The 18,128-nt window shown below is 40.8% G+C and carries 16 protein-coding genes and 1 pseudogene; 8 read left to right on the top strand and 9 right to left on the bottom strand.

Annotated features, from left to right (window positions below):
• Position 1: 1 nt before the first annotated feature.
• Together DBR43_RS27915 and DBR43_RS27910 are read right to left on the bottom strand one after the other, a co-directional pair.
• Positions 2-664, bottom strand: a complete 663-nt coding sequence (locus DBR43_RS27915) for a GNAT family N-acetyltransferase (protein ID WP_199757147.1) — start codon at positions 662-664, stop codon at positions 2-4.
• Positions 654-1,706: a serine hydrolase domain-containing protein gene (locus DBR43_RS27910; protein ID WP_124586620.1), complete on the bottom strand. Its 1,053-nt coding sequence runs from the start codon at positions 1,704-1,706 to the stop codon at positions 654-656. Before DBR43_RS27910 ends, DBR43_RS27915 begins: the two co-directional genes overlap by 11 nt.
• A 200-nt stretch (positions 1,707-1,906) precedes the next feature.
• Here DBR43_RS27910 and DBR43_RS27905 point away from each other — a divergent pair, with 200 nt between their 5' ends.
• From DBR43_RS27905 to DBR43_RS27890, 4 genes are all read left to right on the top strand, one after another.
• Entirely contained in the window at positions 1,907-2,392 is a 486-nt protein-coding gene (locus DBR43_RS27905) for a DUF2004 domain-containing protein (protein ID WP_124586619.1), read from the top strand.
• Positions 2,393-2,584: 192 nt separating this feature from the next.
• The gene (locus DBR43_RS27900; RefSeq protein WP_233603244.1) at positions 2,585-3,007 is read left to right on the top strand and encodes a hypothetical protein; all 423 of its coding nucleotides are present in this window, start codon (positions 2,585-2,587) and stop codon (positions 3,005-3,007) included.
• 29 nt (positions 3,008-3,036) lie between these two features.
• On the top strand, positions 3,037-3,510 hold the full coding sequence (locus DBR43_RS27895) for a hypothetical protein (protein WP_124586617.1): 474 nt from the start codon (positions 3,037-3,039) through the stop codon (positions 3,508-3,510).
• 5 nt (positions 3,511-3,515) lie between these two features.
• Positions 3,516-4,730 (top strand): hypothetical protein, encoded by a 1,215-nt coding sequence (locus DBR43_RS27890; protein WP_124586616.1) that lies wholly within the window; start codon positions 3,516-3,518, stop codon positions 4,728-4,730.
• Between the two features lie 106 nt (positions 4,731-4,836).
• Here the strand turns inward: DBR43_RS27890 and mug are convergent, their stop codons facing one another.
• Positions 4,837-5,349: a G/U mismatch-specific DNA glycosylase gene (mug, locus tag DBR43_RS27885; protein WP_199757146.1), complete on the bottom strand. Its 513-nt coding sequence runs from the start codon at positions 5,347-5,349 to the stop codon at positions 4,837-4,839.
• A gap of 152 nt (positions 5,350-5,501) precedes the next feature.
• On the opposite strand from mug, the gene DBR43_RS27880 reads away from it, so the two are divergent.
• The 3 genes and pseudogenes from DBR43_RS27880 (at position 5,502) to DBR43_RS27870 (ending at position 9,455) form a co-directional block, all read left to right on the top strand.
• Complete coding sequence (locus DBR43_RS27880) at positions 5,502-6,413, top strand: aldo/keto reductase (protein ID WP_124586615.1); 912 nt, start codon at positions 5,502-5,504, stop codon at positions 6,411-6,413.
• Between the two features lie 261 nt (positions 6,414-6,674).
• Complete coding sequence (locus DBR43_RS27875; protein WP_124586614.1) at positions 6,675-7,235, top strand: ferritin-like domain-containing protein; 561 nt, start codon at positions 6,675-6,677, stop codon at positions 7,233-7,235.
• Between the two features lie 79 nt (positions 7,236-7,314).
• Positions 7,315-9,455 (top strand): annotated as a pseudogene (locus tag DBR43_RS27870) (catalase).
• A gap of 51 nt (positions 9,456-9,506) precedes the next feature.
• On the opposite strand, the gene DBR43_RS27865 reads toward DBR43_RS27870, so the two are convergent.
• The 3 genes from DBR43_RS27865 to DBR43_RS27855 all read right to left on the bottom strand — a co-directional run bounded on the left by DBR43_RS27865 (position 9,507) and on the right by DBR43_RS27855 (position 11,765).
• A complete protein-coding gene (locus DBR43_RS27865; RefSeq protein WP_124586613.1) occupies positions 9,507-9,965 on the bottom strand; it encodes a ferritin-like domain-containing protein in 459 nt (152 codons plus the stop codon).
• A 64-nt stretch (positions 9,966-10,029) separates the two neighbouring features.
• On the bottom strand, positions 10,030-10,506 hold the full coding sequence (locus tag DBR43_RS27860) for an ankyrin repeat domain-containing protein (RefSeq protein ID WP_124586612.1): 477 nt from the start codon (positions 10,504-10,506) through the stop codon (positions 10,030-10,032).
• A 191-nt stretch (positions 10,507-10,697) separates the two neighbouring features.
• Positions 10,698-11,765, bottom strand: coding sequence for a serine hydrolase domain-containing protein (locus tag DBR43_RS27855; protein WP_158622614.1), 1,068 nt, complete (start codon positions 11,763-11,765; stop codon positions 10,698-10,700).
• Positions 11,766-11,872: 107 nt separating this feature from the next.
• Between DBR43_RS27855 and DBR43_RS27850 the strand changes: the two genes are divergently transcribed.
• Complete coding sequence (locus tag DBR43_RS27850; RefSeq protein WP_124586610.1) at positions 11,873-14,149, top strand: tetratricopeptide repeat protein; 2,277 nt, start codon at positions 11,873-11,875, stop codon at positions 14,147-14,149.
• 545 nt (positions 14,150-14,694) lie between these two features.
• Here the strand turns inward: DBR43_RS27850 and DBR43_RS27845 are convergent.
• The 3 genes from DBR43_RS27845 to DBR43_RS27835 form a co-directional block, all read right to left on the bottom strand.
• Positions 14,695-15,738 carry a GNAT family N-acetyltransferase gene (locus DBR43_RS27845; RefSeq protein ID WP_124586609.1) on the bottom strand — a complete coding sequence of 348 codons (1,044 nt, stop codon included), beginning with the start codon at positions 15,736-15,738 and terminating at the stop codon, positions 14,695-14,697.
• A gap of 243 nt (positions 15,739-15,981) precedes the next feature.
• Entirely contained in the window at positions 15,982-17,037 is a 1,056-nt protein-coding gene (locus DBR43_RS27840; protein ID WP_124586608.1) for a histidine kinase, read from the bottom strand.
• A 2-nt stretch (positions 17,038-17,039) separates the two neighbouring features.
• Positions 17,040-18,128 carry a sensor histidine kinase gene (locus tag DBR43_RS27835; RefSeq protein ID WP_124586607.1) on the bottom strand — a complete coding sequence of 363 codons (1,089 nt, stop codon included), beginning with the start codon at positions 18,126-18,128 and terminating at the stop codon, positions 17,040-17,042.

Genomic DNA, 18,128 nt, shown 5'->3' with positions numbered 1-18,128 from the left:
CTTACAAATACTGATCAGCGATAACAATAGAGGTATAAAGGCTATATACTTCCCAGCCTAAAGATTCGTACAAGAGTTTCCCTTCTTCTGTTGCGACCAGGAGATTTTTGGAAATGCCTTTTGACAATGCAATCTTTTCAAGTTCTGTCATCAGAACTCTGGCAAGACCCTTTCTTCTATGGTTACTGTCCGTTGAAATGCGATCATAGACTGCAAAATCATTATGGAGAACAATGCGTCCTGTTGAAGCCAACTCCCCATTTTTAGCAATAATTTTAAGTACGAAAGCGGATTGATGCTGTTCAAATTCCAACTTGTAACCTTCATGTAAGGCAGGCTCCTGAGTGACCATGGGCCGAAAACAAGTCATCATAAAACCTTGTGGTTGAATGGTCCATTTTTTAGAGATGCTTGCTGTTACTTCATCAGTCGGGGCGCAGACTTTCAGAAAAACCCAGGGCTCATCAATGGATTCAGACAACTGAATAAAATCATCATTAAGCGTAGGAAATACATAGCGGCTTTTATGCTGTTCATCACCAACATCAACATGAAAACCTGATTTAAATTCAATGGGTGCCGGCAATTCCCTTGACAACGACCAGGCAGTAATCCAGTTCTCAACGATAGCTTTTCTATATTGTTCCATTTTCTTATTTACCATTGATTAAAAACTCGTTTAACCTCTTGGTCAACTCGTTCTGTTTAGGGCAATTGATAAAATACACGAAACCAATTTTAGGATCTTTGTAAAACTGAAATATGGAGGTGAAGCGGTCATCATTATTTCCGGGATGAAGATATATCGGGCCAAATGGTGTCTGCTCTGTAAATATCCCCAGGCAGGAAACTGTTTTTGCACCCGGTCTTGAATCATTTGCATCAAGCTCCGACTGGCGAACAGACATTGCCTGGAATATGCTGTTTGGGTTGGTACTTTCTTTCATTAATTCCATTTCAAATTTCGCATAATCTTTAGCCTCAGTGTATAAGCTATAGGATACATATGGCTTTAAGTATACATCGTTGTTGCCCCAATCTTTGTTGTCTTTTAAACCTTCTGTCAGGTGCTTTTTTACATAGTCATTGCTGATCAGGTAGGAGTGTTTAACAGCCATTGGTGTAAATACATATTCCTGGATAAGGTCCTCTAATTTTTTACCTGTTAAGTGTTTGATCACAAGCCCGAGATACTCAAAGCCTTCACCAGAATAGCCAAATTTGGTGCCTGGAGTGGTGTTAATGGTCAACTTCTTGTCGTCACCCCGCCAGTTTGGAAAGCCGGTAGTATGGTTTAAAACCATTCTTGCCGTAATTAATTTATAACGTTCATCGTATTTAATGTCCTCATAAGGGTAATATTTATAAAGCGGAGTATCTAAACTAAGTACATTTTCCTTCACCAGTTTAAGCACAGTGTAGGCAAAGACCGTCTTTGTCATCGATGCCGCTTCGAAAAGAGTATGGTCGTCAATAGGCTCCTGTTTGGCGTTTTTAATTCCAATTGCCCGATGATAGACGATTTTATTGTCTTTTAGAAGGGCAATGGAGATTGCCGGTATTTTAAGTGAATCCATTTGATAGCGGATAAAATTATCGACTTCCTTGCCGGTTAATTTTTTTCCCTTCAACGTTTTGATTTGGGCATATACAATTTGACTGGTACAAATGCTGATCAGCAGCAAACAGATTTTTAAATTTCTCATCCGGATTTTCAATTAAATGGCAGCTATACCATAAGACGCTGAATTTTTATCAAAGTTACAATCCCAAACTACCTGTAGCCTATGAGGAGGCAATCTATTTCTCCATAACGTTTTAAGATGAAATTCTAGTAAAATTGTCCGGTATTTAAATGATATTAATATCTTAGAACAATAAGTTAAACACTAAAATCAGCGATAAAATGAAATTACAATATTTTGGAGATCTGGATCAGAATGCATTGAATGACTATTATTCCATTGATATCGAGATAGATGGACATCAGATAGGAATAGACCTGAACTTTCAGGATACTTCAATAGCAGAAGATCGCCTGTTAAAAGTTAATGCTGTTCTCGAAAAATTACCTGCATTTATTGGTAAACTGAGGGGCTTTATACAGGAAGATTTCAAAAATGGAACTGAAGTGCAGGAATTTCTGGATTTTCATCTGGAGGAAGTTGCGGAAGAAGAGTTGGCACCTTTGCTTTCAAAAGCAGACCAAAGCTTAAAAAAGGATGAACAACTCTTGTCTGTTTTGAGCCTGAGAAGAATTGGATTTTATCCTGATGAAGATGATTCCTTTACCGTCTCTGATTTCGAGACAGATCCCGGAATTTCCCAATACATCCTCGTTGTGAACACAACAATAGATCAGGAACTTCATTATGTAACGATGGAAAGCTAGTTGAGCGTGGATAACAAAATGCGGAAGACAATTCTCAAGGCATACGGTGTCATTTCCCTTTTACTGGTTGCAGATATTATTGCATATTGTTTCTACAAAATAAGTCTGCGCGGATATTACAGCGATGTCACCCTGTTCTGGCTTTGGTTTTTTGGAAGCATTGCGGTTATTGTCTTATTTTGGAAAAAACTGATGGCAAAACTTCTTTTGGGCGCAATGGTATTGGCCTTAATAGTGAGCATCCTGCCCATGATGCTGCCATTTTTTGCATTGGTGTTTTCTACCACGCCCTTTGGGTTAAGGATGACTAAAGACCTGAATGAAAATTACAGGGCACAAATTGCAGGTTACAGTGTAATGGCGTATCCCGTATTGCAAATTATAGAAAAAAGGGGGATTATTGAAAAGCAGGTCTTTCAATGTGATGATTCTCAATTACCAGATCACTATGACTTAAAGATCCGCTCTGCCAAGGACATCATCTTTGATCAGGAAACTGATCAAACGCTGAGTATTACTTTGTTTTATGGTGGCCCCAACATCAGATTAACATTTGATAAATCAACAGGAAAGATCCTACAGCAGTCAAATCCTGCCGATGAAAATCAATTATAGAAAATGAGTATGCCAAAACTGATCAAAGTATGAAAATTCCAGATACAAAAAGCAACATGGCATTACATAGTTTTTTGTTTGCCCTGGCCTGGGCCATGTACATCTTTTATGTCATGCCCCTTGCAGACCGGGTAACGGGCCCTTGCGAAGGTACTCCCGGCCATGATTACAGGGGCGCTATAATCGTGCTGCCACTTTATTTCGCTTTATTTGGCTCCTGGATTTTTTACCTCGTCCGCAACCTGAAAAGCAAGCTCATGAAACTAATGATCAGCGCATTGATCTTATTGCTGCTGCCCTTGATGGTTACCTTCATGCTCTTGTCATTCTTCTTAAATGATGCAGTGATCGGCTTTATCCGGCAACAAAATGCTTTTGATATTTTTTATAAGTATGGCTGTTATGGAGATATTGATGTCCGCAACAGTTGCTTAGCAATACTTACAGCTTTATGCATCTGGCTTTTGGTTTTTTGTACCCGTTATTTTAGAACAACCAGGTAGCGCTCATGACATTATTCCAGAAACTAATTATCGCATTCACCACCATACTTGCAGCGATTAATATATTTTATGAAAGCGGGGCCAATACTTCGGAAAAACTATTAAATAAAAGCACCTGGACAAAATTCAGCAAAGAGGAAGAATGGACAAAACCGGGCAGCTTTGAATTTAAACCCTATCTCGTAAAGGTATCTCCCAGGTTCGGGAAGGGGAAGTTGGGCTGGCAATTTGTTTACCTGATGGAAACACGTTATCTGAGAACCGACACCTTACTTTCAAAGAAGATACACCCAGATTTCAAGCCATTTTCCAAAGCGGATGTGCGCTGGTTAAGCGACGATAAAGACGGATTGCATCAGCTGGAGAACATGGTGACCATTGACAATGGCGGATCTGAGTTTTACAATGATAAAAAGCCTGAATATGCTTTTTTAAATGAGACAAAACTCTCCTTCATCACCTCATTCCTGCCTCCGAAAGTGATCAGGCTGAGGGCCGGGGGCGATCATTCTTTAATGATCCGCATCAATCCACTATTGATTTTTCAGGAGGAGGATTTTAATGCTTTCTTTTGGGTTGCCACCTCAGTACTTAGTTTGTATCTCGGGTTTTCCGGCAGAGGGGCTTATTTTGTCCCAATGATCGCAATCGGCTTTACAAGTATGGGCTTAGACCTTAGCATCTGGTATTTCCTGGTTTTTGCATTTATTTTCAGTGTAATTATGACCATAGAAATGGAAAGCACAGCATTTAGCGGACTTATCGACCTAACCATAGAAAAACCCTTGTTGTCTAAGCTATTGGCAATTGCCCTTTACCTGCTCATCATTGGATATTTGTTTAACTGGAAAATCCCCTCAGCACTAAATTTTGCTACCTTTTTACCTTTTATTTTTGCTGTATTTATTGAATTTGCCGCGCTGTTAATCCTCTTCCTTTCCGCCAACTTATTCCATACTTTTTACCTTTATTTTAAATACAAAAAGCAGCTCATTAAGACCATTAGTTTCAGTAACATCAGCAGTAACCTTGATCCGGGCTCCGGGCAAACAGGCAAGAGAATTCCGATGTTTTATGTGGACATTTTGTTAAATAATACCATTAACATAAAAGAAGCAAATGTAAGTATGGTTATCTATAAAAAATTAAAGAAGGGAAAACCAGTTTCTGTCAGCTACTTCAAAACAGATGATAAAGGGAACTACCTGTTCAGTAGCTAATAATTTCCTATAAAACCAATGCTAAACACCTTAAACGGATTTTTCTTTTTTATCAGGTTTGTCATAACAATTGGTACTGTGCCTTTATCAATTCTGTTAACGCAACTCAAGACATGGCCTGATACAACTCCCTGTAATGTTTGACGAGGTCGTTGAGGCTAAATCCCCGGTTTAAACCGCTGGGGTTGGGCAGGATCCAAACCATCGCCCCACAAAAATCTTCCTCCTGAGGCCCCCAGGAAATCTGTTTTTTCCGGGTAAAGGCGAGATAAGCGGCCTTGCCTAAAAAAGCAATGCATTTCGGTTTAAAATGATTCATCTTCGCTTTAAACGCGTCTATGGAATTGTCGAATTCTATACCCGAAAGTTCGTCTGCCCGGGATGTTGCCCTGCTCACAGCTGTGGTCAGCCCATACCCATAATCCAGAATGCCGGCATCTTTCAGCGCTTCAATTTCATCGGGCGTAAAACCCGCCTGGTGCAAAACCTTCCAAAAACGGTTACTCCGCCCGGAAAAATGGTGCCCGTCTGAAGCAGACTTCAGGCCTGGATTGATCCCACAAAAGATAATTTTAAGGTCTCTGGCAATAAGATCGGTTAGCATAGATTCTTTGTTCAATAGTGAATATTTTACCGGAAATAACTGGTAAAGGTAACAGAGTTTTTAGCCAACCGGATATGGATCAGCGAATCAGTACCAGAATGTGATGTAGGTCACATTATAACCTGAAATTTCTTCCTGTAATTTGCCTTGTGATTTAAATTGATATAATGAACATGAAGTCCGAAACCAACACCATCCAGATGCCCTTACTCGGGTTTGGCACGCTGATTCCTGATCCTGCTGCCACAATAACTGCAACCAGAAATGCATTGAAGGCTGGATTCAGGCACTTCGATTGCGCAGAACGATACCGAAATGAAAGCGAAGTAGGCGAGGCCCTCCGGGCAGGACTTATCTCAGAAAACATCAGCCGGGATGAGATTTTTGTAACGACTAAATTATGGAATTCCAATCACCGCCCCGAACGTGTAAAACCTGCATTTGAAGCCAGTCTGGGAAGGCTTGGGCTTGATTATCTGGACCTGTACCTCATCCACACGCCTTTTGCATTTCAGGCAGGAGAGGAGCAGGACCCACGAGACCAAAACGGGAATGTCATTTACGACCGGCAACTGACCTTGCTGGATACCTGGAGGGCAATGGAGCAACTCGTGGACCAGGGCAAATGCCGGGCCATTGGCTTGTCCGACATCAGTTTGGAACAGCTTTTACCACTATATGAAGCGGCGAGAATCAAACCGGCAGTGGTTCAGGTCGAATCACATCCGTACCTGCCGGAAACACGACTTCTGGAATTCTGCAAAGCACATGACATCGTGTTTTTAGCTTTCGCGCCATTGGGTCACGGCATAAAACCTGGCCCCCTCGGAGATCCGGTCATTTTAAAGATCGCCGCAGAAATTGGCAAAACAGCAGCCCAGGTGCTTCTTGCATGGGCTATCCAACGCGGCACTGCTTTGCTGACCACACCGAAAACTCCGGAACGTGCAAGAGAAAATTTTGACATCTCTGCGCTGCCAAAGGAGGCCTTTGAGGAAATCAATCGCATTCAGACCAGACAGCGGTTTAATGAGGTGGTAAAGACCGGTGTCCCGGGCTTCATTGCAAAAGGTAATTGAGCTGGATAATACAGATTACTTTAGCCCGTCCGGGATTCCTTTTAGGGGTTTGTTATAACCCTCAGTAACTGAAATGGTTTAAAAAAAACTCGTCTTCAAAAAACTTAAACAAAAAATATAAAAGTCTATTTTATGTTTAATAAACAGCTGTAAAACAATTAGATATATAATTGGTTTTTAAAAATAAAAGATTTTATTTATCAAACAAAGCCGGTTTTAAAAGGTTCTTACTGCTCACCATCATCTATAAAAAACAGAACTATGGAAACCGCAGCAAAAACACAAACGAAGAAGAAACCAAACGCTTCAGGAATGACCGGAAAAATGAAAAATTCTGAATTTCATGAATTTTTTGTTGATGAATTGAAAGACATTTATTGGGCTGAAAAACACCTGGTAAAAGCATTGCCTAAAATGAAGAAGGCTGCTACCAGTCCTGAACTCGCCGCAGCATTTGAAAAACATACAGGAGAGACTCAAACTCATATTGAAACACTGGAAAAGGTGTTTGCTTTATTGGATGAGAAACCTGTTGCCAAGAAATGCGATGCAATGGCAGGCTTATTAGAAGAGGCCAACGGTATGATTGAAGATACCAAAGAAGGAACCATGGTAAGAGATGCAGGATTGATTCTTGCCGCACAAAAAGTAGAGCATTACGAAATCGGTACCTATGGTACCTTACGGACCTTTGCCGAATGTATGGGGCATACTGAAGTGGTAAACTTACTTCAGCAAACACTGGATAATGAAAAGGCCACCGATATCGTGCTTACAGAAGTTGCGGTAGCCTCTATTAATTCAGCAGCAGCAGCAGAATAAATTTTTATAATCATGTGCCCGGATAATTTATCCGGGCTTTTTTTAGTTTACACCTAGGCCTGTTTGAATCCACCTCGCTATGAAAAAAAATAAATCACCAAAAGAAAGCTCAAAAAAAGAAAACCTGTTACCGGATACCACTGATGGAACAGGTAAACTGCTGACGACAAATCAAGGTTTAAAAATTAATGACGATCAAAACTCGCTGAAGGCAGGGGAGCGTGGCGCCACCTTGCTTGAAGATTTTATCCTCAGGGAAAAAATCACACATTTTGATCACGAACGAATTCCGGAACGCATTGTACACGCAAGGGGTTCCGGAGCTCATGGCGTCTTTGAATTGTACCAGTCTCAGTCTAAATATACCAAAGCCGGATTTTTAAATGACACCTCCATCAAGACGCCGGTTTTTGTCAGATTTTCTACTGTTGCAGGCTCAAGAGGCTCTACTGATCTTGCCCGGGACGTAAGGGGGTTTTCAGTTAAGTTTTACACTCAGGAAGGTATCTATGATTTTGTTGGCAACAATATGCCCGTCTTTTTCATTCAGGACGCCATTAATTTCCAGACCTCATTCATGCTGTTAAGCCAGAACCTAACCATGAAATGCCACAGGCTGCATCTGCCCATGATACCTTTTGGGATTTCATTTCCCTGATGCCGGAATCTACACATATGATCATGTGGCTGATGTCCGACAGGGCCCTTCCCCGGAGCTATAGGATGATGGAGGGCTTTGGTGTACATACCTTTCGCCTGATCAATGAGGCCGGGAAATCCCATTTTGTCAAATTTCATTGGAAACCATTGCTGGGTGTGCATTCGGTGGCCTGGAACGAAGCTGTAAAAATTTCAGGAAATGACCCTGATTTCCATCGCCGTGATCTCTGGGAAGCCATAGAAAGCGGTGCTTTCCCGGAGTGGGAGCTGGGCATCCAGGTAATTCCGGAGGAGGATGAACACAAATTTGATTTCGATTTGCTGGATCCTACTAAATTGGTTCCTGAAGAACTCGTGCCCGTTCAGCGAATAGGAAAAATGACACTCAACAGCAATCCGGATAATTTCTTTGCAGAAACAGAACAAGTGGCCTTTCATCCCGGCCATATCGTACCTGGAATAGATTTCAGCAACGATCCGCTCTTGCAAGGCCGTCTTTTTTCATATACAGATACCCAGCTTTCGAGACTTGGCGGACCGAATTTTCATGAAATACCGATCAACAGACCAATATCACCGGTTCATAACAATCAAAGGGACGGTCACATGAGGCAAACCATCAACGCAGAACGGACAAGCTATCAGCCCAACAGCATCAATGCAAACGCTCCCTTACAAGCCAAAGTTTCTGAAGGTGGTTTCAGTTCTTACCAGGAAAGGATTGATGCTAAAAAAGTCAGGGCACGCAGTGATAGTTTTCTCGATCATTTTAGTCAGGCCGGCCTTTTCTTTAACAGCCAGTCGGAAGTTGAAAAAAATCACATCGTAGATGCTTTCAGGTTTGAACTGGGGAAGGTAGAAATCGAAGAGATCCGGAAACGCATGGTCGGAATTTTAACACAGGTTGATGCCGGACTTGCCAAAAGGGTCGCAGATGGACTGGGACTGGAAACACCGTCCGGCCCGCAGAAACCAGTTAACCATGGAGTTCCTGCAGACGGCGATCAGCAAAAATATGAACCGGTAAAGAAAAAGAGCAGCTTGAAATCGAGTGCTGCTTTGAGTATGAAGGATACCCCGAAAGATACGGCTAAGAGCAGAAAGATTGCGGTCCTGGCTACGGACGGGGTTAACGGGACTCAGCTGAATGATTATAAGAAAGTCCTGGAAGCTGCCGGTGCGGTAACAAAAATTGTAGCCACCCATAATGGCCACATCCAGGATGATTCTGGAAAACGCATTAAAGTAGACTTTACTTTTCTAACTACCGCATCTGTTTTATTCGACGCGGTCTACGTTCCGGGAGGAGGTAAATCTGTAAATGCTTTAGTGGCAGAACCGGATGCCATTCACTTTGTGGAAGAGGCTTTCAGACATTGTAAAGCCATTGCAGCAAACGCAGAAGGACTTGAGTTAATCGCGCATTCAAAAATTCCTGAGAAGGATAAAAATGCAGCTCAACAAGGTTTATTATTAAATAAAACAGCCAAAGATTTTGAAATGGCGATCAGACAGCACCGCTTTTGGGAAAGGGAGAAACCCGGCAAAATTCCCGCTTAAACCTAAAAAAGCCGTATCACAATTCGTGATACGGCTTTTTTTTTAAATAAATTATTTGGCTACCTGATCTCTGATTGCTTTAATCTGATCATGGGCTGCTTTTTGAGCATTTTGCTGACCGGAAATTAAGGCTAAAAGATGAGCCGACAGGCCTTCCGTTTCAACCGCCATTTTGTAGGCACGTTTGGCTGCGTCCTCTCCAAATTCGCAATTTTCCAATACAGTTTCACGATCATGACCAGTAAATACAGCTTTAATGTCCATCCATGCACGGTAAATTTTACCTGAATTGGTAGTTCCTGTTTCAGGTTCAGCTCCCAAAACCTGAACTTCTTTGGTTAACTCAGATTTATTATTCTGACTTAGCACAATCATTTCCGCGAACAGGGACTTAAGATCACTGTCTTCCGGCTTAAGCTCTTCGGATGCTTTTTGATATCCGGCGATTCTATCGTTATTAATTTCAATGAGGTCGTTAAGGATTTCGATGTTTACTGTGTTGTTTTCCATGTCAATAAGTGTTGATGTATTTAAGTAACAAGGCTTCTGACAGAATGGTTTTGAGATTCTTTTTTTAATGCTGTTCCAGGATTTCAATTGCGGCTTCATTTCCCTGCTGGGCGGCCAGGTCAAAAACAGAAAGCCCTCTGGAGTCGACGATGGTTTTGTCTGCTCCATATTTCAAAAGTAGTTTTAGGAGATCATTCCTTCCAAACATCGCCGCAAACATCAGGGCCGTACCTCCGTTACCATGTTGAAGGTCCAGGTCTGCGCCATTGGTGATGAGCAGCTCAGCAATGGCGGGATAGCCTTTAAATGCCACACCCATCAAAGCTGTATTGCCGCCCTGGTCTTTAGCATTGACATCGGCTCCGGCTTCCAGCAATGCTTTTACAGCCTCATACCGGTTGTGATATGCCGCAATGATTAAGGGAGTATAACCCTTTTCATCCTGCTCGTTTACATTAATCTTGTTTTCCAGTAGAAGGGCAATCTGATCAAGGTTTCCAAGTCTGGAGGCATTGATTAGTTCATAAGTCTGATTATTCATGGGGCGAAGTTTTTATACTGATTAAATTCTTTAAGGCTTTGATGACAACAGGTCTGCCCCCAAATGGTTTGCTGCCCTTTATAAAAAATAACCTGTCGTTGAACGCCTTGCTGAATAGTTCAAAATGTCGAATTAAAACCAGATCGTCAGGCCCTGTCTAAAGAGATCAGTTTTTTAGACCAAAGAGATAATTAAAATAGCGCTTTCCCGATTTTGAATGCATAATCACCCAAATCCGTCAGATTGGTATTCGATATGATGACAATACTCAGGTCTTTATTCAAATAGTGAAACCAGGCAGCATTTGCACCTGCTATTCTGCCGTACCGTTCCATTCGTTTATATTTTGCATTTGCACCCTGTGTATCCCGGATCCAGACACTATATCCGTAGTCATCCAGTCCGGGTTTTAAAAGCTGATCCAGGGTTTCTTTTTTTAAGATCTTAAAGGCGAAAAGGGCATTGTTGAATTTGATCAGATCAGATGTACAGGAATACATCGCCCCGGCAGCAGAAAAATCTTCCATATAGATCGGGATATTTGGAATCAAATGATCAAGGTTCTTATCCTTATAATAAGGCGTAGCAAGATTTTTAATCAGTTTATAATGGGAAAGCAAGCCTGAGTTCTGCATTCCCAATGGAACAAGAATTTGCTGATTCAGGACTTGCCCGTAGCTCATTTGATACATCACCTCCAGAATCCGGCCCAAAATCATGTATTCCCCGTTATTGTAATCGAACTTTGTTCCTGGCTCATTCAGCAATGGACTGGAACAAAAATTCGCGACAATTTCTTTTAGCTGATAGGGCTTATGATAAAATCCAATTCCATATTTTAAAAAATTTTCGTCTTTAGCGGTATCTGTATTTTTCATTCCTGAGGTATGGTTCAGCAACTGGTGCAGCGATACTTTCGGCCCGGCTTCTCCCTGATATTCGGGCAGATAGTCAGTTATTTTTTTATTCAGGTCGATTTTCCCCTGCTCAACGAGCTGAAGAATTAAGACAGCTGTAAAGGTTTTTGTAATAGAGCAAACCGGATATCTCGTGTCATTTGTAATTGGCGAATTGAATGAACGCTCTGCGACACCAAAACTTTTATGATAGATTACTTTTGAATCTTTTTGAACCAATACCGTTCCGTTAAATTGATGTTGAGCAGCATAGGTTTCTACCATTTGGTTGAGCTTCGGCGTTTGTCCGAACGCAAAATGACTGATGGCAAAAAGTAACAGGCTATTTATAATTTTCTTCATTGGATTGGTTAAATTTAACCATAGGACGTAGATTAATGTATTAAGTTGCATGAAATTTCAATTTCTTTTATAGACTTTTGTAATTTTAAGTATAGCAATTTATTCTCATGTCAACCCTGCAAGATTTCGAATCCCTTTATAAACAAGGCCAATTTTCCGACTGCCTTGAATCTGTAAACACTTTCCTTCTTTTTAATCAAGATCACCTCCCGGCTTTACTGCTCAAAGCCAAATGCGAATATGAAATCGCGAGCGCCGGGGCCGAACAAAATGAAGATGATTACTCTTTATTTACAACCGCATATAACAGCTTTGAATACCTCCTTCAATTAAATCCTACCGAAGAAATAGCCATGTTGTATGCCGTATACATCAATGCTTTTATCATCCATATAAATTTACCCGAAGCAAAAGTTTACTGCGACATCCTTGTCCTTTCAGACGATGAAGCCGTTCGGTTAAAAGCCTTACAATACCGTAGAAAAGTGAACTTCAGTCTTGGCAATATCAATCTTGTGATAGAAGATCTGGACCTGATGATCACGTATTACCAGAATTTATTTCATGACAACAGAAGTCTGCTTGATCAGGAGTTAAGCCCGCTTTATTTTGAAAAAACAGAGATTTATCTCTGGCATAAAAAGGATGCTCAAAAGGTGTTTGATACTTTTAATCAGGGAAAAACACATGCCTTCAATTATGCGCTTACCAACTGTAATATCGCGAACCTTGCTTTAGACGAGGAGCAATTTGAGATCGCAGGAGAGGCCGCACTAATGGCGGTTAAATATGGTGATGATGAATGCCAGCAGGAGTTACTGGACCTTTATCAAAGGATAACTGAACTTAACCTCAGCAATAAATTGGATCAGGGACTGGTATATGCGCTGTTACTCGCGCTGCGCATCTATTCTGAAGTGCTGACAGATGATGGAGAAACACTGAGCCTCACAAAAAAATATATTGATGTGTATCCTGACTGGCATGTTCCCCATCATTTTGCAGGTACGTTCTGGTTTGACAGAAAGAACTATGAAAAAGCCTTTGCTTATTTAAAAAGAAGCCTGGAACTGGGAGGAATGGCAGCTGGAATCCGAAGGTATATGGAAATTGGTTATCATTTAACCGGACAATTGCCAGGCCTGGAAAGCTGGCCTGAAGACAATCCTGAAGCTTTTTACAACGCCGCAGTTGACTTCTATTACCACACTGAAGTTAACATTTCCAATGCATCTTTGGCCCCGGAGCTGCTAAAGATCAGAACTAAATTGTATGAAACTTCTTACAATGGATTTTATAACTATTTCTATAACAACACTCCGATTGAAGCAGAAACTACAGAAAATCAAATGCATACTTTTGCAAAATGCTCAAACAACTATGGCATCGCATTAACCGAAATGGGAGAGTTTGAGCGCGCAGTAGAAGTACATACGCTTGGTTATTCTTTATCTCCGTTCTGGGAGCAGCTCAGCAGCTGGGGTACTGCATTGAAAAAACTCGGAAGGCTCGAAGAAGCAATTGATGTTTTCAGCACAGCAGCATCTTATTATTTCGAAAACTACATGTATTTTTCAAGTTACCTGGAAATCAGGGGAGAAATATTACAAATGACTTATGAGCTGGGCAGGATAGAGGAATCACGTGAATTACTGGATCAGATCACAAACGATTACGATGGCTATATCGCCGTCAACCAGGGAAACCTGACCGCAGAGCAGCTGTTTGAACTTAATGAAAAATACATCATCGTTCAGAACACGAGGTATGATTTGTTAAATCAGGGAAACCCTGAAGATGCCATAAAAACATGGCAGGAAGAACTTGTTAAAAATCCGGACGACAATACGGCCTGGTACATGCTCATGCAGGAATATTATCAGCTAAAAGATTATCCGCAATGTATTGCCTGTGCAAACAACTACCAAATGGTGAAGAAGGAAGCCATACAACCCGAATCCCTGTGTAAGATCCACTATATGCGCGGCCGCTCACAAATGTTTTTGGGCAATTATGCAGAAGCGATTGCAGACTTCAATCCTTTGGTGGATTTGCTGGAAACGGTTTATCCTGATGATGATCAAAGCGAATCCTGCAGAAACTTCCTGCAGCTTGCAGAAAGTCATTATATGCTTAAACAATGGGACTTGTGTGTCGATACCGCCTACAAAGCAATCAGGTGTTATATTGACAGCAACTGGGGATGGGATGAGGAACTGGTAAAGGTTAAACTGCAATATGCAGATGCTTTACATGCGATTAAGTTAAAAGGAGAAGCAATGGAGAATATTAATAATATTCTGGAATCTTATCCGGATAATGAAGAAGCATTGAAGCGTAAAAAAGAGTGGAAGACTGGTCTGTTCTCATTTTTTAAAGGCTAACCATTAAATCGGTAGAAATAATTAAATATAGGCCTTGTTATTTACGAGGCCTATATTTAATCTTCAAAAAAGCAGTTCTGATTATTAATATAGTTAGAACAGAGCATAAAATATCAAGCAATAAATTCAAAATTGAAAATTCATTAGGGGGATAATAAGTCCTTTTCCCCCCGTATTCTTTGAAAAAGAGGAATGGAAAGCCAAATGTATTGTTGCCGTCAAAGGGTGTTTCAATTTTAGCCGTAAATAACGTCATTCCTGCAAAAAGAATCATGGCCAAACCGAAAACTATCAAGTTTTTTTTCAAGTCTGTAGCGTGCATTTTTCCATCAAAAATACATTTTTATTATTAGCATTTCCTGAAGGAATGCGCAGTCCGGATCTGGATTCATAGCAAATGCCTTTCACCGGATTACCTATTGCGCTTAATCGAGAACCCAGGTCAGTAAAAATATAAATCCACAGCAATCCCTTCCAGGGTAGATCATGAAGATCTTCTGGTAGCTAACAACAGTTAAAACAACCGAAATTCCTTTGCTAAAAGACTAGTTCAACCTGTTCCATTCCGATTTCAAAATCGCAAACTGATATTCATTGACCCAGCTGTCATTTACAAAGCGGTTTTCAACAAAATAACCTTCCTTTTTAAAGCCCAGATCTTTTAACAACCCGATCATTTCCTTATCGTGCGTACTTAGCTTTACAATAACCCGGTTAACCTCTGCTTTTTGAAATAAAAGAGAAAGTGTTGAAGACAGCGTTTCTTTAACATTTGCTTCTTCGTTAGGAGAGGAGTTGATGCTGAGTTCCGCAATACGGGCGTCATGTTCACTGAGCTTTAACCCGCAATCTCCGCTTACTTTTTGATTCAGCTCATCCTGCAGCAAATGAACAAATTCAGGGATATCTTTAACCTCAGACGTACTGTCGGCTGCAATTGTTGCTTTAGAGTCTAAATTCAAAGAGCCTACATAAACACTATTGGAGATCTCTCTGCCATCCTCTTTAGCAAAAGAGATATAGGCTTCCATACGTTTATTTATGTATTGTGGATTAATAGCAAGTACATCTTTTCCCTCCACTCTGTTCGCCCCGATTAACCGGCAACAGGTCTCTTTTAAATCAGGAAAATAAATCACCAGCATTGCACGGTCATTGTCGTACTGGCTCATCGGGATGTCCGGTTTATCCCAGCTAAAGGTGATTTTCTCCTCTAGTTGGCTGATAATTGGATTAGCAGCCACAGGAAGTGTTCCCATGCTCAATAATACCTTGGGATAGTCCAGGCTGATGTTTGGATATTCACCCTGAAGCGCATTCTTTTTATTGTAAGAAACAGCTTCATTGTATTCGTTTTTGTCCGTTCCCGCAACGGCGAGACGAAATCCTACCCGGATTGCATGAAGGGATGGTTTAAGGATCTCATTGACCACTCTCATCTTTTCACAGTTTGCCTTTCTTGCCGGGGTAAGCGGTTTATTACTTTTGCCAATCATTCTGATGACATGTTTACCTTTTAAAGTATAACCTACCAGGTTGCCGACTCTGCCATGGAATCCGCCAAATAACCCATTTTTTAATGTTCCCATCTTTTTTTTGTGTTTTTAATTAATTATTTAATTGATTAAAAACAATTTACGAAATGTTTTTCATATCGTGTTAATATGTGTTATCCTGGAACAAACTGTAGCTTGACCTTGGAAACATCGTTCAAAGGTGTTAGAAACCAATAACAGACCTATCAACCACCTGTTGATGGTTATATGACGGTCAATAGGAGGATAACGCATATACAAAGCATTTCAACCGGATTTCAAAAACATTAAAAAATTTTATGGTACGAGTGGCAGGGAAAGCCTGATGTTAAATACACCATTTTGAGTACTGTCAAATTCGAATTTAACCGAATCACCATACAATTGTACATAATTCTCTTTGTAGGCTTCAAGATCACGGATCAGCTGAGGTGCCGCATTATCCGCATAGTTCATCTCCATCAGCAATTCATCCGCTTCAATCAGCAGTATGATTTCCAGAAATACCGGTTCAGGATTAGGAATTTTACAAAAAGGCTCCAGGAGGTTGATCAGCGCAAGAGGGGCGAGCTTTTTGTTCTCGGCATCTCCCTGGACGTTAAACACTACCTTTAATTGCTGATCAAAACCTATAAAATGAATAAAGGAAGAGAAAGCAGCCAATTCTTCTTTTAAAGGTGTTTGGGTCTGCCGCCCTCTGTAAAGGCGGTACCTCAGTAGATCAGAAAAAGTAAGAATCGCTTCCGGCGTACTTTCTTCAGGTATTTTCGCCGATTCTTTCAGCTGATGCAATGACCTGAGGATGAAATCCGGACTGATATTGGTCTTCAAAAAGTCCAGTTTAACTTGTTCAATTTCTTTCTTTTCCTTTTCCAGCTCCATTAGGGTGCTGTTTTCCTCGTTCTTTTCCATGAAAAAGAGCATGATCGCAAAAAACAGAAAATTGTAAAGGAAGCCATATAAATTCTCGATATAATTCAGAAAAAAACCATGGTCTTTTTCTACCACTACCGGATCTTTCATATGAACAAAGGCCCTGCCGAAAAAAACATCTATCGCGGTTATAACGAGGTAGCCGAATATGACAAGCAACCAGAACTGCAGGTATTTATTCCGCTTAAAGAAATAGGGAATAAGAACCAGGCAGTAAAGGTAAAAGAAACTGGCAATCATTACATTTGCCAGGAAAAAGTGGTTAAGAATCAGCGAAAAAGTAATCGGCCCCTTAGCAGGCAGTACGGTGCTGACCATCAATACAAAGATCCAGTAGACGACATGGGCCACCCACCTGTATTTATTGAAATAAATCCATTTGTTCCGCTCATCAATCTCTAACTGTACAAAGTTACTCATCTTTAAAAATTAAGGATTAAATCGATCTCAAAATGGTCTGGTTGATTGTTAATGCGGAGTTGGTGGCGTCTTGGGTACAAAATCTCTAAACGTCTTTTTACGTTCTTCAGGCCAATTCCGCCACGGTACTCTGAAAACACCTGATTTACAGGCTTGGTTGGTTTGCTGTTTTGCAGGTTGAAATGAAATTCCTTTTTAGAGATTTCTATTTCCATATTGATCCATGACTTGCCAAAGCTGGTTTTTGTACCATGCTTAAAGGCATTTTCCAGAAAATTGATCAATAATAATGGGGCAATCTGATGACTGGAAGCATCCCCCTTAATGTCTATACTGATCTTACACTGTTCTTCTTTATGTCGTAATTTTTCCAGTGCAATATAGCTGTTGGTGAAGGTGAATTCATTTTCAAGCGGTACCAGGTCCGATTTACACTCATATAACATATAATGCAGCAGCGATTCCAGGCGCTCAATGATGACCGGGGTTTGCGGGGATTTCTTTAAGCTCAGCGCATAAATGTTATTCATGGTATTGAATAAGAAGTGCGGGTTGATCTGTGATTTTAAAAAGCTGCCCTCCAATGCAATTTTCTGGGTTTTGTATTGCTCCAGTCGCCGGATTTCTTCCTGATGGCCGTAAATGTCAACAAAGTAATAAAAAGCGATGAATGCGGTAGAGAAAAAAATGTACATCATTGCTTTTCTCTTCATGTGTACCAAAATCTCAAATTCAGGTCTGGAACTCATGACCGGGATATTGCTGATCAGCAATTTTGTCAGCAGGATATAGGCCATAAAACCAATCAGGAGCGCGATAAAAAGGCGGGCCCAAAAAATATATTTAGGTTTTTTTTGATATTGGGGAAATACCCAAAACAGCATCGTATAAGATTGAAACAATACCGTAAACATAAAAATAGCGAGCGTAAACTGGGCATAGGGATCAGGAAACAGCGGATTGTTAAAAATTTCTCCCTGAACCATCCTGTAATAGTTGAGGGCAAAGAAAAGCCCCCAGAATAGCAAATGAAATATCCACTTGTAATTAGAAAATATTTGAGAAAACTGTTGCTTAAAAGCAGGGGTCAT

It is taken from the genome of Pedobacter sp. KBW06, from assembly GCF_003852525.1.
In the GTDB taxonomy this organism is placed as follows: domain Bacteria; phylum Bacteroidota; class Bacteroidia; order Sphingobacteriales; family Sphingobacteriaceae; genus Pedobacter.
This window is presented reverse-complemented; position numbering and strand designations above follow the sequence as displayed.